The organism is Pigmentiphaga litoralis (assembly GCF_048632615.1).
Lineage (GTDB): Bacteria > Pseudomonadota > Gammaproteobacteria > Burkholderiales > Burkholderiaceae_B > Pigmentiphaga > Pigmentiphaga litoralis_B.
The window spans coordinates 4828900-4843295 of sequence record NZ_CP184479.1; the positions used below are offsets into that span (position 1 = coordinate 4828900).

The window sequence follows — 14396 nt, forward strand, 5'->3', positions numbered from 1 at the left end:
GATTTTGCTATTCTTCCCCTCAGCTCACACGGGGAGAGGGTCGATGCGCTTGACGCGCGCTTGTGGTGCAACAACGAACGCTCGTGGGGCGTGGTCCGGCGTACGACGCCTGGTCCTGGTGGCCAGCCTGGCCTGCGTTGCTGTCGCGGGGGCAGCCTGTTCATCGGGCGACCCCGATGAACGGACCCCGCTCAATAGTCCCTACACCGCCGACGCGCAGCGCGAGAATGCGATGTACACCGCATTCACGCAGCGCTCTCCCAAGTACCTCGATCCCACCAGCTCGTATTCGGTCGACGAGACGCCCTACACCTACAACATCTACGAAACGCTATACGGCTATCACTATCTGAAGCGGCCGTATCAGCTGGTGCCGCGTGCCGCGCGGGACGTGGTCGAGCCCACCTACCTGGATGCGCAGGGCCAGCCGCTACCCGCCGATGTGCCGGGCGACCAGGTTGCGCAAAGCGTGTATGACATCCCGATCAAGCCAGGCATCCGCTTTCAGCCGCATCCAGCCTTTGCCGTCGATGCGCAAGGCAAGGATGTCTATCGGCACCTGACCCCGGCCGACCTGCAGGACAAATACGGCGTGCCGGACTTTCCACAAACCGGCACGCGCGAGATGACGGCCGACGATTACGTCTATGCCATCCGGCGGCTGGCCACGACCCGCGTGACGTCGCCCATCTATGCGCACATGACCGACTACATCGTCGGCCTGAAAGAGTACGGCGACCGCCTTCGCGCCATCGACAAGGAAATGCGCAAGGGCCTGGACCCCACCAATCGCGATCTGCCGTGGCTGGACCTGCGCAAGTATGCGTTCGAAGGCGCCGAAGCGCTCGATCCGCACACCTTGCGCATTCGCGTCAAAGGCAAGTATCCGCAGTTCAAGTACTGGCTGGCGATGACCTTCTTTTCGCCCATTCCGTGGGAAGCCGACCAGTTCTACAACCAGCCCGGCATGGCGGCCAAGAATCTGACGCTCAATTACTGGCCGGTGGGCACGGGCCCGTACATGTTGACCGAATACAAGGAGAACCGTCGGCACGTGCTTTCGCGCAATCCCAATTACCGGGGCGAGCCGTATCCGTGCGACGGGTCGGACGAAGACCGTGCCCAGGGCCTGCTGGCCGATTGCGGCAAGCCCACGCCGTTCATCGACCGCATCGTCTTCAACATCGAAAAGGAAGGCGTGCCGCTGCAAGGCAAATTCATGCAGGGCTACTACGACGTGCCGCAGGCAGATCGCGGCGAATACGGCGTGGCCTATCTGGTGGCGATCGGCGATTCGAAGGAAAAGGCCGCGCTGTTCGCGGACCGCGCCATCCGGCTGCCCACCACCGTCGAAACCCAGAACTGGTACATGGGCTTCAACTGGAAAGATCCGGTGGTGGGGAAGGGCGAAACCCCCGAGCAACAGGAACGCAACCGCAAGCTGCGCCAGGCCATCAGCATTGCGGTGGACTGGGAAGAGTACGTCACCATTTTCGAGAACAGCCAGGCGCAGGTCGCGCATGGCCCCTTGCCGCCGGGGCTGCTTGGTTATCGCGACGTGCCCGCGGGCGCCAACCCGGTGGTGTATGACATCGATGGCAATGGCGTGAAGCGCAAATCGCTGGATGTGGCGAAGCAGTTGCTGGCTGAAGCAGGCTACCCGGCGGGCCGCAATGCCGTCACCGGGCAGCCGCTGGTCCTGAACTACGACGCGATGGGGGGCGTGTCGCCCGCCGCCCGATCGCAATTCGACTGGATGGTGCGCCAGTACGCCAAGCTGGGCATCCAGCTCGAAATCCGCACCACCGACTACAACCGCTTCCAGGACAAGATGCTGCGCGGCGTGGCCCAGATCTATCTGTGGGGCTGGAACGCCGACTATCCCGACGCCGAAAACTTTCTGTTCCTGCTGTATGGACCCAATGGCAAGGCCACGTCGGGCGGCGAAAACGCGTCCAACTACGCCAACCCCGAATTCGATAGGCTGTTCGAGCAGATGAAGTTCCTGGACGACGGTCCGGACAAGGAGAAGATCATCGAACGCATGACCGCCATCGTGCAGCAGGACGCACCCTGGATGTTCGGCTACTTTCCCAAGTCGGGCGGCGCCTACCATCAATGGGTAGGGAACGGAAAGCCGACCCAGATGATCCGCAACAACCTTCAATACATGAAGCTCGACCCGGCGCTGCGTGCGCGCAAGATCGACGAGTGGAACCGGCCGGTGTGGTGGCCGCTGATCCTGGTCGCGGCCGTGCTGGCATTGATGATCGTGCCGGCCGTGCGCATGCTGCGCCGCCGGGAAGGCGCCACCGCGCTGCACACCGGCGAGGAGGGCCAGCCATGACCGCCTACATCATCCGCCGTGTGCTGTATGGCGCGCTGATCCTGGTCGGCGTCAATCTCTTCACCTTCCTGCTGTTCTTCGCGGTGAACACGCCCGATGACATGGCGCGGCTGTCCATCGGTGGCCGGCGGGTCAGCGCCGACGCCATTGAAAAGTGGAAGGTCGAGCGCGGGTATGACAAGCCGATGTTGATCAACCGACAGGCCGAAGGCGTCAAGAAGGTCACCGACACCATCTTTTTCGAAAGGTCGGTCAAGCTGTTCGCGCTGGATTTTGGCGCGTCCGATGCGGGACGCGATATCGGCTACGAAGTGCGGCAGCGCGCCGGGCCGAGCCTGGCGCTGGCCTTGCCGACCTTCATACTGGGGTTGATCGCCAGTGTTGCCTTCTCGTTGATGCTGGTGTTCTTCCGAGGTACCTATCTGGACTTCTGGGGGGTGGTGCTGTGCGTGGCGATGCTGTCCATATCGTCACTGTTCTACATCATTGCCGGCCAGTTCCTGTTTTCCAAGACCCTCAGGCTGGTGCCTCTGTCGGGGTACGCGGCCGGGCTGGACGCCTTGCGCTTCCTGGCCTTGCCCGTGCTGGTCGCCTTGATCGCGCGGCTGGGGCCCGAAGCCCGCTTCTACCGCGCGCTGTTCCTTGAAGAGGTCGGCAAGGACTACGTGCGCACGGCCCGCGCCAAGGGGCTGTCGGAACGCCTGGTGCTGTTCCGCCACGTGCTGCGCAACGCCATGCTGCCCATCCTGACCAGCACCATCGCGACCATTCCGCTGCTGTTCATGGGCAGCCTGATCGCCGAGTCCTTCTTCGGCATTCCGGGCCTGGGCAGCTTCACGATGGACGCCATCAACGCACAGGACTTCGCCATCGTCCGCGCCATGGTTTTCATTGGCTCGGTCCTTTACATCATCGGCCTGATCCTGGCCGATATTTCCTACACGCTCGCGGACCCCCGCGTGCGGTTCGAGTAAACCGCATGCCCAAGATCGTTCTGCTGTGGACCGACATCGCCCTGTTCGTGCTGCTGCTGGCAGTGGCCTTCTATGCCTGGCGCGCCTACCGGTCGCCCAACCTGCGCGCCACGTGGGGCAGGGTGGCGCAGGACACGCCCGCCATGTGCGCCGCGGTGGTGCTGGGTGCGTTCGTGCTGATCGGCGTGCTGGATTCGCTGCACTATCGCCCGCTGCTCGAAGCCGTCAAGGTCGAAGGCGCCAAGGGCGGCACCTCGGCGCGCGCCTATGCGCCGGTCACCAAGTCCGTGCTTGATGCGCTGCTGGAAAAGCCGGTCGCCGGACGGGAAAAGACCTATTCCGCGCCGTTGGCCGTGCGCCAGTTCAACAAGGAATCGGTGCTGGTCAATGGCCAGCCCGTGCGTGACTTTCCCCGCTTGCGGTTTGGCGGTGCGCACCTGAAAGACCCGGACTCGCAATGGCTGGGCGACGTGCTGCGCCGGGGCCTGACCGGGCTTGTCGGCGGGGCGCTGGTGGCCCTCGTTGCCTGCCTGCTGGTCGGCGCGGCCATTTCGCACGTGCGCGGCCTCACGCCCCGCGCCACCTGGGATGCGATTGCCGAGCGCCGCACGCCAGTGCCGTGGCGGGCCATGATGATCACCTTCGGCATCCTGTGCCTGCTGACCGGCGTGGCCGCGTCCCTGTCCACCGGCTATCACGTCATGGGCACCGACAGCACCGGGAACGACGTGCTGGTGCAGACCATCAAGAGCTTCCGGACCGCGCTGATCATCGGTAGCCTGACCACCCTGGCGACCCTGCCGCTGGCCTTGTCGCTGGGCATCATGGCCGGCTACTTCAAGGGCTGGGTCGACGATCTGATCCAGTACGTCTACACCACGCTCACCTCAATCCCTGGCGTGCTGCTGATCGCAGCCTGCGTGCTGATGGTGCAGGTGTTCATCGACAACAACCCCGAGATGTTCGCGACCGGCGCCGAACGCGCCGACCTGCGCCTGTTCCTGTTGTGCATCATCCTGGGCGTGACGGGCTGGGCAGGGCTGTGCCGGCTGCTGCGCGCCGAAACGCTCAAGCTGCGCGAACTGGATTATGTACAGGCCGCGCGCGCCTTCGGGGTGTCCCACACGCGCATCATGATCCGGCACCTGCTGCCCAACGTCATGCACATCGTCCTGATCACCGTGGTGCTGGAATTTTCCACCCTGGTGCTATACGAAGCCGTGCTGTCCTATCTCGGGGTGGGCGTGGACCCGTCCATGAATTCGTTCGGGTCAATGATCAACCTGGCGCGGCTGGAAATGTCGCGCGACCCCATGATCTGGTGGAACCTGCTGTCCGCCTTCGTTTTCATGCTGGCACTCGTGCTGTCGGCCAACCTGTTTGCGGATGCCGTCCGGGAAGCCTTCGATCCCCGCGCGCGCGCCTTCCGCCCCGCGTGGGCCCGCAAACGCGTCACCCGGACGGTCCGCCCATGAACGCCGTGATCCAGGATTCCCCCTTGCTGGAAGTGAATGACCTGAGCGTGGTGCTCGATAGCGACCATGGCCTCGTCCACGCCGTCGACGCCCTGCGCCTGACGATTGCCGAAGGCAAGACGTTCGCCCTGGTAGGTGAGTCCGGCTGTGGCAAGAGCATGACCGCCCTGGCCCTGCTGCGCCTGTTGCCCGACGCCGGCCGCATCACGGGCGGCCAGACCCGGCTGCGGGACGTCGACGTCAACCGCCTGCCCGAATACGACATGCGCAAGGTGCGCGGCGGCAAGATCGGCATCATCTTCCAGGAACCGGCCACCAGCCTGAACCCGGTCATGCGGGTAGGCGACCAGATCGTCGAAACCATTCATGCCCACACCGCGTTGCGCGGCGCCGCTGCGCGCGAGAAGGCCATCGACTGGCTGCGCCGCGTCGGCATTCCCGAGCCCGAGCGGCGCATCGACGACTATCCCTTCCAGCTATCGGGCGGGCAAAAGCAACGCGTCATGATCGCCATCGCGCTCGCCGCCGAGCCCGACGTGCTGATTGCCGACGAACCCACCACCGCGCTCGACGTCACGATCCAGGCGCAAGTGCTCACGCTGCTCGGCGACCTGCAACGCGAGCTGGGCATGGCCATGCTGCTGATCACCCATGACCTGGGCGTCGTCCGCAACATAGCCCACCACGTTGCGCTGATGTATGCCGGCCAGATCGTCGAAACCGCGCCTGCCGACACCTTCTTCAACCACCCGCGCCACCCCTACGCCCGGCTGCTGTTCGCGGCCTTGCCCGGCATGGACCGCCGCGGCGAAAAGCTGGCCGCCATCCCCGGCACCGTTCCGCCGCTGAACCAGATCTTTACCGGCTGCCGCTTTGCCGACCGCTGCCCCGCCCACCAAAGCATCTGCGACGCCGCCCCGCCGCCGCTGATCTGGACCGACGCTCGGCACGGCGTGCGCTGCGTACGCATCGACGCCATCGAAGCCTCCGCGGCGCAGGACGCGTCAGGCAAGGAAGTCGTCGACGCCGTTCACGTACCGGAACCCGCAAGCCTGGTCATGCCCGCTCCGGTCACCATGCCCCTGCTGGTGGTTAGGGATCTGAAGGTCCACTTTCCCATCCGCAAAGGCCTGCTGCGCCGGACCGTCGGCGTCGTCAAGGCCGTGGACGGCATCAACTTCTCGCTCGCCGCCGGCCGCACCCTGGCCCTGGTGGGCGAATCAGGCTGTGGCAAGACCACCACCGGCAAAGCCCTGCTGCGCCTGCTCGACGGCAACGCCGACGTCACCGGCCAGGCCACCTGGGAGGGCCGCGACCTGCTGACCGCCCGGCCCGCCGCGCTGCGCACCCTGCGGCGCGACATCCAAATCATCTTCCAGGACCCCTTCGCGTCCTTGAACCCGCGCATGCGTGTCGGCGAAATCCTGGACGAAGGCCTTGCCTCGCTACACCCCGAACACGACCTGCTCGAGCGCCAGACCCGCGTTGCCCGCCTGCTCGATCAGGTCGGCCTGCGCAAAGACGCCGTGAACCGCTACCCGCATGAATTTTCGGGCGGCCAGCGCCAACGCATCGCCATCGCCCGCGCCCTGGCGGTCGAACCCAGGCTGATGGTGTGCGACGAACCCACGTCCGCGCTGGATGTCTCGGTGCAAGCCCAGATCCTGAATCTGCTACATGATCTGCAGGCAGAACTGGGCATGGCCTACCTGTTCATCACGCATAATTTCGGCGTCGTGGAATACCTGGCCGACGACATTGCCGTGATGCAGGGCGGCCGCATCGTCGAAGCCGGCTCGGCCGAACAGGTCCTGCGCGACGCCCGCCACGATTACACCCGCAAATTGCTGTCCGCCGTCCCGCGCTTCGAGGCAAGCGTGGCCTGAAATCGGCTATGATTACGCGCTTGGCGCCCCATGGCGCCGAGTCGATTTGGGTGTGTGGCCGAGTGGTTGAAGGCACCAGTCTTGAAAACTGGCGAACGGCAACGTTTCGTGAGTTCGAATCTCACCGCACCCGCCAAGATTCTGCAGTTAAAAACAAAACGCCGCTTTCATTAGCGGCGTTTTGTTTTGATCATCCCAATGCGGTGGGTTTGATCAGGCTCTCTGCAGGAATGCCAAGTCCCTGATGCAGTTTCCAGATCATTTTCAGGGTCAGTCCCCGCTTGCGATTCAGGACTTCATATACCCGATTCGACTTGCCGATCATGGGCTCAAGATCTTTGACCGTCAAACCGGCTTGGTCCATCCTGAACTTGATGGCCTCGATCGGATCAGGTGGATCGATGGGATACTGTTTTGCTTCGTATGCCTGGACAAGCGTCACCAGCACATCCAGGCGATCGCCATCTGGCGTACCAATGTCTGGATCGCCCTCCATCAGCCGAGCGATCTCTTTCAACGTGGCCTTGTAATCGATCTCGGTTCGAACAGGGTGGATATTCATGGTCACTCCATTTCCACTGTTTCGGCGTCAATCTTGTCGTACTCGGCATGAGTTCCGACAAACTTTATGTAGACGACGCCCAGACGGTATGCGACAGCAGCAATCAACCGGTAATCGTTGCCTTTTATATTGAAGACCACACGCCGATTCTTCAGAATGCTGGCATTGCGGTAGTGCGCCTTGATGTCAGCTGGCTGCGTCCAATCGGCTTTGACTGCTTCATCAAACCATGCGCGCAAGGACTGCTCCGCATCAGGATGTTGTTGCCAGAAGAGGCGAAGGGTACTCACGGCAATGACTCGCATACACAGTACTATAGTCCCATTTTGGGACTTCCACAATTGTTCCCGACTTGCAATGTGCGATGCTGCATTTGATCAACCGACTTGGCGATGTATCTTGTCTCTCCTGGCCTCTCTTAGAACCTGGGCGCGCCGCATCAAACGCGACGCCGTCACCCTGTGGTTCGCTTCCCGCCACCCGGCCATGCCGTGGGTACCCAAGATCGTTGGGGTGATCGCCGTCGCCTATGCCTTGAGCCCCATCGACCTGATTCCCGACTTCATCCCGATTCTGGGCTACCTGGACGACGTGATCCTGCTGCCGGCGATGATCTGGCTGGCGGTGCGGCTGGCGCCCGCCGACGTCATCGCGGCAAGCCGGGTCGAGGCCGACCAATGGATGACGGAGCAGGGCAGGAAGCCGCGCAGCCACGCGGGCGCCGCGGTGATCGTGGTGCTGTGGTTGGTGGCGGCGTGGCTGGCGTGGCGCTGGTGGGCGTCACGCTGACAAGGATGGTTGCGCGACAAGAACGCCTCCAATGAAAAACGGCCCGCAGGGCCGTTTTCCAAAGGGTGTGTCAGGTCAGATCACCAGTCACTGGCACACGAAACTCTCTGCCTTTTCCACATCGCCCGACTTGTACACCGCGGTCTTGGGATACGCGCACAGCGGCCGGGTGCGGTCGGCCGGGATCGCGGGCTTGACGGACGTCAGGCCGCTGGCGTTGGCGGCGCGGGCCTTGGCTACCATCTGCTCGGGCGCGACGCCTTTTTCCACCCAGTTCACGATGGCCGTCAGCGGGTCGAACGAGTCGGTCGACGGGCCGCCCGAGCAGTGCGTCATGGCGGGGACCATGAAGAGGCGCGCAAAGGCTTGGGTGGGCGTCAGGCCGCCGTTCAGCTGAACCAGCCGGTTGTAGTAGTTGATGGTATTGGACACGCTGGGGCCGGGGTCCGAGATGCCGTGATAGAAGATCATCTTGCCGCCGCGCGCCTTGTAGGCGGACAGGTCCAGGCGGGTCGACAGCCACGGCGGGTCGATGGTCATGCGGTTGGGGTAGGTGTCCCAGTTGATGCCCAGGGGATCGAAGGTAGGGTCGGGGGGCTGATATGCAGGTAGGGCACCTGAACCGCGCCGAATGCAAAGTCGCCGGGCAGTGACGTGGCCGTGCCGATCAGCCGGGAGGGCTGGCCGGATGGAGTCATCCAGCCGGTGTCGATGACGTAGCCCTCAACGGGGGTTTCGCGGGGCAGGGCGTAGCCCGGGACGCGCACGGGGCTGCCGCTGGACGTGACCGGGCCGGCGACCGTGGCCTTGACGGCGGCGACCTGGGTCGGTGTCCAGCAGGTGTCGTTCTTGGCGCCGGTGCATTGCAGGACGGCGGGGTCGAAGCTGCACGCGAACGGGTTCTGGACCATGCCGTCGGCGACGCCATCGGTGGCGTCGCAAGCCTTGACGTAGGCGTCGGTGAACAATTGCCGGTCGGTGGGCGAGAAGGATTGCGACCACACGATGCCGCCGGTGGTGTCGCGCGGCGCCGCCTTGGCGAATTGCTGCAGGCCCCAGATTTCGGCGGCGGTAATGCTGCCGAGGTCCATGACGGGTGCGCCGGCCACGACGCCGTCGAAGGCATCGGGAAAGCGCTGCGTGAACATCATGCCCTGGCGTCCGCCGTTGGAGCAGCCCAGAAAGTACGACTTGTCGGGCGCGGCGCCGTAGCTGCCCTGGATGATGGACTTGGCGGTGACGGCGGTTTTGTCGATGGCGTTGTAGCCCCAGTCGATGCGGGCCTGCGGGTCGGCGCCAAACGCGGCGGTCGTGGCCAGGGTGCTGTTCTGGTGACCGCCGTCGGTGGAGACGACGGCATAGCCTTGCGACAGCGCAACGTTGTTGCCGCCGTCGGCGCTGTTGATGATGCCGGTGGCGGGCGAGACGGACCCATCGGTGCCGCCGCCGCCCTGGAAGAAGAAGCGGCCGTTCCATGCCGCCGGCAGCCGCAGTTCGAATTGAATGCCATAGGGCACGCCGCCCACGCCGGTGCGCGGTGCAATGGTGCCCTGAACCACGCAGTGGGCCGGCAGGGCAGTGGTGGCCGTGGTGGCGGCCTTTTCGGCGCCTTCCGCGACCCAGCGGCTGGGGCCGAACACCGGGCTGTTCGTGTAGGTCCGGGACCCAATGGCGGTGCAGGATGCTTCGGACAGGGTGCGGGCGCCGCCGGCCGGAGGCGGGGCAGGGGCGTCATCGTCGTTGCCGCCGCCAAAGCACGCGGCAAGCGACAACAGCAGGGCGCCGCCCGCCACTTTTGACAAGTGGGACTGGAATCCGGTGTTCATGGGGGTCTCCTCCAGCGCCCGCCACTGCATGGCGGCAGGCGTATTTTTTGAACCGTTCTTATTGATCAAGCTTAATTTTGACTATGCTCAATAATGAAAGCGATCCAATGATAGGCATGCCGTCCTGAAGGGGTCAAGCTGTCCTGGAGGTGCCGCCCGCAAGCCGCGGATTCAATTGCGGGTGGTAGCCAGGAACCAGTCCGGTAGCTGGTGATACCACTGCAGCCACCAGCCCTGGTAGTACCGCGCGCCGCTCAGTTCCTCGAATCCGGTAATGACCATGCCCTTTTCGGAATTGAAGGTGAGCATGGCCGGGTCGAGCAGCTGCGGAATGGCCTGGCGATAGTTGGGCTGTCCGGGATTGCCTTCGGCCGCCAGTTCCATGATGACGACCTGGCGCCGCAGATCGGCGCGGTACTGCGAATACATATGGACCCGGCCCGAATAGGGGCCGTCCATGCGGCCGATCTCCAGAGGTTGACCCTGCCGGTGGGTACGTTGAACGATGCAATGCATGGCACACCCCGGGGCTAAGGCTGGATGGGGTGCGCGGGCGCCGCATTTTCGTCGATGAATGCCTGCGCCCATCGCAGCGCGTGGTCGGCGGCGCTGGCCGCCGTGGGCTGCGGGCCCAGGGGAGGGAAATAGATGGCGGCGCGACGGGGACGTGCGCCGCCACGGCGCAGGGCCAGGCGGGCGCAATAACCGCCGGCGGTGGCCGTCGTGCGGATGTCGACGGCATAGTCTTTGTACTGTTGCATCAAAAACCTCCTTATGAATACTGTATGGATATACAGTATAGGCAGGCCTTTGCTGGAATGGGAAGCGTCTAGAAATCGCTTTAAGTTCTTGACGTGTGGCGCGTATTGCACACCGTCGTGGGCGCCGCCTTTTTCATGCGTGCAAGGTCAGTTCAGGAAGACCGTGTGCTGCGCAAGCGCGCGAGCAACCGGGCATATTCATCAGGGGGAGCGGCGTCCGCAGCGGCACCCGGAAGGTCCACTTCGTTGTAGTCGGATACTCGCGAGCAAATGATGAAGGTCGCGGGCCTGACGTACCGGGTAACCCGCCGCGTGCCATGGGGAAACGGGATGCCTTCAAAAATCGCGCGTTCCTGCATCTCGTCCAGGGGCTGGAAGGTGCCGTCCCAGCGCTGCGCCACGTCCTCGCGCATCGGGTGATCCGGATCACCGCCAAAGTCCATGGGGCCGACCTGCAGCATGAAGTAGGCAAGCCGTGGTTTGTGCGCCGGACAATGAAAGGCGATGCGTTCGGGCCAGACCATGGTGACGGCGTCGACCGCCGAGATGCCCTTGGGACCGTCCTGCCGCCATTCCAGCGCACACATGTCGAAGGGGAACGCCGCAGATCCCTCAGTTGCTGGATACCGCCGCCAGGCAGAAAGATCCGCGCGCAGCTGTTGCGCGCGATATGACGAAGCATGGTGTTGACCGGGCCGGCGCCGTCGCAGGACGCGTGCGCCGGAATACCCGCGGGAAACGTCAGGCGCAGGCTGTTGGCCCATCGCACGGCGCAATCGCGAGTTTCGTCGTCCATTACCGCCTCCGGATAAGAACACCTGACTGCGGAAATTAAATCACGGAATCCTCACAACTACCTGCGTAAAAAAGGTGGCGGAACCGTCGTAGGTGTAGCGGCGCGTTTCTTGCAAGTCAGGTGTTCTGCACCCTACGTAAATCGAATGCGTGCGTCATTCGCCAGGAGACACCCATGAAAAATCTACTCGGTCGCTGTACCGTTGCCCTTGCGCTGGCAAGTGCGCTCCTGATGCCCGCCATGGCGAACGGGCCGGTCCTGGTGGCGGCGGATACGCCGCCCGGCGGCGCCGCATCGTCGCCTGGTCCGCGTCCTTTTTCAGGCTTTCGAACCGGACCTGCATCGTGTGACGTCGACGCCTTTACCAAGGTCGAAGTTGGCCAGGTTCACAGATGGTGTCCAGGCGTGCAGACCGCGGGCGGCGGATGTTCCGCCCCCACAATGTGCAAGCGGTGCGATGCCGCCGGCTCATGGGGGCAGGAGTACCGCTGCTGACGGCCTTATCAGCCGCCCGTCAGCCACCTATCCCGCCGTCTTCCGTTTCCGGATCACACCGACGGCGGTGTTCCAAGACCCGTCTTTACCGTGGCGGAGGCGCCCAATTCCGCGCCCGTCGTCGGATTGACCGTCGGGTCGGACAGGGTTCGTTGCGCCATTGCCTGAACCGCTTCGCTTTCGTCCGACGTCAGGGTCGTCTCTGAAATGCCGCCGCCATCGAACCCGCCCTGGTCTTCACGGTTGGACACCACCACGAAGTCGTCGGGGTTATTCCACGGGCCCGCTGCATCGCCTTCGCCTTGCGACATGTTGAAGTAGACGTTGGTAAAGCGTGCATCACCTGGCAGCTTCCCAGGTGGGAAGTTTGGCGTCAGACTGTACAAGGCCTTTTCAAATGACAGCTGGTGCGCGACTTCGCGTGTCATCAGGAAACCCAGCGCGTCCTTGACCCCCGGATCATCGGTCACGTTGATCAGACGTTCATACACGATCTTGGCGCGTGCCTCGGCCGCAATGTTGGAACGAAGGTCCGCCGTCGGATCACCGATCGAATCGATATAACCCGCGTTCCACAATTGGCCGCCTGAATTGATATAGGCGGGCCCGCCGCCGTACAGCACTTGCGTCACGTGCGATGAGTTGCCGCCGCCGCTGATCGTGCGATACATCTCGGCTTCTTCTTCGATGCCTTCGGACAGGCGGCCCTTGTTGCCTTTGTTGAGCATCGCAATCAGATTGCCGATGACTTCAAGATGGCTGAGTTCTTCGGTCGCAATGTCCATCAGCATGTCGCGACGGCCGGGATCGTCTTCGGCAATGGACTGGTTGAAGTACCGACAGGCAGCCGCCAGCTCGCCTTGCGGGCCGCCGAATTGTTCCAGCAGCAGATTGGCCAGACCGGGGTTGCTGCCCGACACACGAACGGTGTATTGCAATCGCTTGTTATGCGCGAACATGATGCTTTCCTTTGAAGGGTGACCGCAGTGTTCACGCATCGCGTGTGCCTGGCAGTGCCTCCCTGTGCTTCCCAGCAAACCTTCAGGCAGGACGCAGCGGCGTGGTAGATCGCGCTCATCGGCTACGGCGAACCTGCCCGATCGTGCTCGTCCACGGGCACGTCACGCAATCCGTTACGGCAAGCCCTTCGCAGCTTCGCTATCGTTGGCTGAGTCTTCCATCCCTATCGTCTTTGATGTCACAGTGAGGTCAGCATGTCCCGTATTCCCTATAGCGCGGCCGAGCCGTCGCGTGCCGACGTGGACGCCATGGCGGGTCCGGTCGTTCTGGACTTTGGCACGAACTGGTGCGGGTTCTGCCAGGCGGCCGCCCCGGTGATCGAGCAAGGTCTGGCCGATACGGCTGGCGTGCCGCACCTGAAGGTGGAAGACGGGAAGGGCCGGCCCCTGGGCCGCACCTTCAAGGTCAAACTGTGGCCCACCCTGATCTTCCTGAAGGACGGCGTGGAAGTGGCGCGACTAGTGCGGCCGGGTGACCCCGCGGACGTGCAGAACGCGCTGGCCAGGATCCTGTCCGCCTAGTGCTTTGCGTGGGCGCCATCTCGCAACGGGCGACAACAAACGTTTCAGTGCGTGTTTCGCCCCGGTTAATGGCCGTCTGCTTGGTAAGGTGCAAGGACACCGCGCCGTCCAGCCGCGCGGTGGACCGCCCGCACGCAAGGAGACGCCGTGGCCAATCGTAGCTATCTGTATTCGACGCATTGCCTGCCAGGAGAAGAGGGGTGTGAGACGGCTGCCCGCATCGGCCTCTCGGAATGGGCGTATGACATCCCGCTCGTTTACAAATTGCTGGTGTCTGGACAGCCGCGCGCCTGCCCGTCATCGATCTGGGAATCCGACGACGACATTGCCATTGCCGGCAACTATGCCGAAGGCGTCGCCCGACTGAAGCGCTTCCTTGCCCGGATCGACTTGCCGTCGGCGCAGCCCATGATCCAGGAGGCGCTAGCGTTTCTGGACGACCCGGCAAACGTGTCGACCTACATCGTCCTGGAAAGCCGGGAGATCTTTGAAATGCAGGGCGACGACCTGGGCGCCCAGAACCAGGACCTGCTGGTGGAAATCGCCGATGCCGGCGCCGACGAAGACGACATCATTGCCGCGCTTCACGCGCCGGCCGCCGAACCGCACGGCCTGCTCGGCAAGCTGTTCGGCCCTAGCCACGACGACCTGTCGGGCGATCTGCACCCCGAAGTCCTGGACGACATTGGCCTGGGTGCATGGAGCAACGACCTGTATTTCGATCTGTCGATGACGGCCGAGCTTCCCGGCGACGACGACATCCGATCCTGACCGGTCTGCGAAATGGGCTAAACTTCGGCCACTTCGCCCAGGCCCTTCACGGCCTGCCGAGCGGTCGGCCCTGGGCCGGCCCTGGCCCTTGTCTTGTCCTTGCGCCTCAGCCACGTCCTATCGCGTGGCGTGCCATGCCGCCGTCGCGGCCTGCTGCCGTGGGCAAGCCGCCA

General features: G+C 63.7%; 15 protein-coding genes and 1 tRNA gene. 8 read left to right on the top strand and 8 right to left on the bottom strand.

Translation table 11 applies throughout. The features are described from left to right. Positions 1 to 43 precede the first annotated feature (43 nt). The 5 genes from ACNANG_RS22310 to ACNANG_RS22330 all read left to right on the top strand — a co-directional run bounded on the left by ACNANG_RS22310 (position 44) and on the right by ACNANG_RS22330 (position 6818). Positions 44 to 2347 (top strand): ABC transporter substrate-binding protein, encoded by a 2304-nt coding sequence (locus ACNANG_RS22310; protein ID WP_420224850.1) that lies wholly within the window; start codon positions 44 to 46, stop codon positions 2345 to 2347. Next, complete coding sequence (locus ACNANG_RS22315) at positions 2344 to 3321, top strand: ABC transporter permease (protein WP_189610854.1); 978 nt, start codon at positions 2344 to 2346, stop codon at positions 3319 to 3321. The genes ACNANG_RS22310 and ACNANG_RS22315 overlap by 4 nt, the downstream gene beginning before the upstream one ends. Before the next feature lie 5 nt (positions 3322 to 3326). Beyond that, complete coding sequence (locus tag ACNANG_RS22320) at positions 3327 to 4796, top strand: ABC transporter permease (protein WP_420224851.1); 1470 nt, start codon at positions 3327 to 3329, stop codon at positions 4794 to 4796. Beyond that, the gene (locus ACNANG_RS22325) at positions 4793 to 6682 is read left to right on the top strand and encodes a dipeptide ABC transporter ATP-binding protein (protein ID WP_420224852.1); all 1890 of its coding nucleotides are present in this window, start codon (positions 4793 to 4795) and stop codon (positions 6680 to 6682) included. The genes ACNANG_RS22320 and ACNANG_RS22325 overlap by 4 nt, the downstream gene beginning before the upstream one ends. Positions 6683 to 6730: 48 nt before the next feature. After that, positions 6731 to 6818: transfer RNA gene (locus ACNANG_RS22330), tRNA-Ser, on the top strand. 54 nt (positions 6819 to 6872) lie between these two features. Here ACNANG_RS22330 and ACNANG_RS22335 read toward each other — a convergent pair. After that, complete coding sequence (locus ACNANG_RS22335; protein ID WP_420224853.1) at positions 6873 to 7244, bottom strand: helix-turn-helix domain-containing protein; 372 nt, start codon at positions 7242 to 7244, stop codon at positions 6873 to 6875. 2 nt (positions 7245 to 7246) lie between these two features. After that, positions 7247 to 7549: a type II toxin-antitoxin system HigB family toxin gene (locus ACNANG_RS22340; RefSeq protein ID WP_420224854.1), complete on the bottom strand. Its 303-nt coding sequence runs from the start codon at positions 7547 to 7549 to the stop codon at positions 7247 to 7249. A 94-nt stretch (positions 7550 to 7643) separates the two neighbouring features. Here ACNANG_RS22340 and ACNANG_RS22345 point away from each other — a divergent pair, with 94 nt between their 5' ends. Next, a complete protein-coding gene (locus ACNANG_RS22345; RefSeq protein WP_420224855.1) occupies positions 7644 to 8033 on the top strand; it encodes a YkvA family protein in 390 nt (129 codons plus the stop codon). 87 nt (positions 8034 to 8120) lie between these two features. On the opposite strand, the gene ACNANG_RS22350 is transcribed toward ACNANG_RS22345, so the two are convergent. The 6 genes from ACNANG_RS22350 to ACNANG_RS22375 form a co-directional block, all read right to left on the bottom strand. Further along, positions 8121 to 8573, bottom strand: coding sequence for a tannase/feruloyl esterase family alpha/beta hydrolase (locus tag ACNANG_RS22350; RefSeq protein WP_420224856.1), 453 nt, complete (start codon positions 8571 to 8573; stop codon positions 8121 to 8123). Further along, positions 8570 to 9859, bottom strand: coding sequence for a tannase/feruloyl esterase family alpha/beta hydrolase (locus ACNANG_RS22355; RefSeq protein ID WP_420224857.1), 1290 nt, complete (start codon positions 9857 to 9859; stop codon positions 8570 to 8572). Before ACNANG_RS22355 ends, ACNANG_RS22350 begins: the two co-directional genes overlap by 4 nt. Before the next feature lie 171 nt (positions 9860 to 10030). Further along, positions 10031 to 10318 carry a hypothetical protein gene (locus ACNANG_RS22360; RefSeq protein ID WP_229828023.1) on the bottom strand — a complete coding sequence of 96 codons (288 nt, stop codon included), beginning with the start codon at positions 10316 to 10318 and terminating at the stop codon, positions 10031 to 10033. Positions 10319 to 10389: 71 nt separating this feature from the next. After that, a complete protein-coding gene (locus tag ACNANG_RS22365) occupies positions 10390 to 10620 on the bottom strand; it encodes a hypothetical protein (protein ID WP_420224858.1) in 231 nt (76 codons plus the stop codon). A gap of 152 nt (positions 10621 to 10772) precedes the next feature. Then, complete coding sequence (locus tag ACNANG_RS22370; protein ID WP_420224859.1) at positions 10773 to 11207, bottom strand: hypothetical protein; 435 nt, start codon at positions 11205 to 11207, stop codon at positions 10773 to 10775. A 757-nt stretch (positions 11208 to 11964) separates the two neighbouring features. Further along, positions 11965 to 12870: a manganese catalase family protein gene (locus ACNANG_RS22375; RefSeq protein WP_420224860.1), complete on the bottom strand. Its 906-nt coding sequence runs from the start codon at positions 12868 to 12870 to the stop codon at positions 11965 to 11967. A gap of 255 nt (positions 12871 to 13125) precedes the next feature. Here ACNANG_RS22375 and ACNANG_RS22380 point away from each other — a divergent pair, with 255 nt between their 5' ends. Together ACNANG_RS22380 and ACNANG_RS22385 are read left to right on the top strand one after the other, a co-directional pair. After that, complete coding sequence (locus ACNANG_RS22380; RefSeq protein WP_420224861.1) at positions 13126 to 13452, top strand: thioredoxin family protein; 327 nt, start codon at positions 13126 to 13128, stop codon at positions 13450 to 13452. Positions 13453 to 13599: 147 nt separating this feature from the next. Then, positions 13600 to 14223, top strand: a complete 624-nt coding sequence (locus tag ACNANG_RS22385; protein WP_420224862.1) for a hypothetical protein — start codon at positions 13600 to 13602, stop codon at positions 14221 to 14223. Positions 14224 to 14396 lie beyond the last annotated feature (173 nt).

Excerpts from the sequence above, each read along its gene's own strand:
- ACNANG_RS22310 (WP_420224850.1), top strand. The coding sequence starts at position 44 with ATGCGCTTGACGCGCGCTTGTGGTGCAACAACGAACGCTCGTGGGGCG.
- ACNANG_RS22315 (WP_189610854.1), top strand. The coding sequence starts at position 2,344 with ATGACCGCCTACATCATCCGCCGTGTGCTGTATGGCGCGCTGATCCTG.
- ACNANG_RS22320 (WP_420224851.1), top strand. The coding sequence starts at position 3,327 with ATGCCCAAGATCGTTCTGCTGTGGACCGACATCGCCCTGTTCGTGCTG.
- ACNANG_RS22325 (WP_420224852.1), top strand. The coding sequence starts at position 4,793 with ATGAACGCCGTGATCCAGGATTCCCCCTTGCTGGAAGTGAATGACCTG.
- ACNANG_RS22335 (WP_420224853.1), bottom strand. The coding sequence starts at position 7,244 with ATGAATATCCACCCTGTTCGAACCGAGATCGATTACAAGGCCACGTTG.
- ACNANG_RS22340 (WP_420224854.1), bottom strand. The coding sequence starts at position 7,549 with ATGCGAGTCATTGCCGTGAGTACCCTTCGCCTCTTCTGGCAACAACAT.
- ACNANG_RS22350 (WP_420224856.1), bottom strand. The coding sequence starts at position 8,573 with ATGACCATCGACCCGCCGTGGCTGTCGACCCGCCTGGACCTGTCCGCC.
- ACNANG_RS22355 (WP_420224857.1), bottom strand. The coding sequence starts at position 9,859 with ATGAACACCGGATTCCAGTCCCACTTGTCAAAAGTGGCGGGCGGCGCC.
- ACNANG_RS22360 (WP_229828023.1), bottom strand. The coding sequence starts at position 10,318 with ATGGACGGCCCCTATTCGGGCCGGGTCCATATGTATTCGCAGTACCGC.
- ACNANG_RS22365 (WP_420224858.1), bottom strand. The coding sequence starts at position 10,620 with ATGCAACAGTACAAAGACTATGCCGTCGACATCCGCACGACGGCCACC.
- ACNANG_RS22370 (WP_420224859.1), bottom strand. The coding sequence starts at position 11,207 with ATGTGTGCGCTGGAATGGCGGCAGGACGGTCCCAAGGGCATCTCGGCG.
- ACNANG_RS22375 (WP_420224860.1), bottom strand. The coding sequence starts at position 12,870 with ATGTTCGCGCATAACAAGCGATTGCAATACACCGTTCGTGTGTCGGGC.
- ACNANG_RS22380 (WP_420224861.1), top strand. The coding sequence starts at position 13,126 with ATGTCCCGTATTCCCTATAGCGCGGCCGAGCCGTCGCGTGCCGACGTG.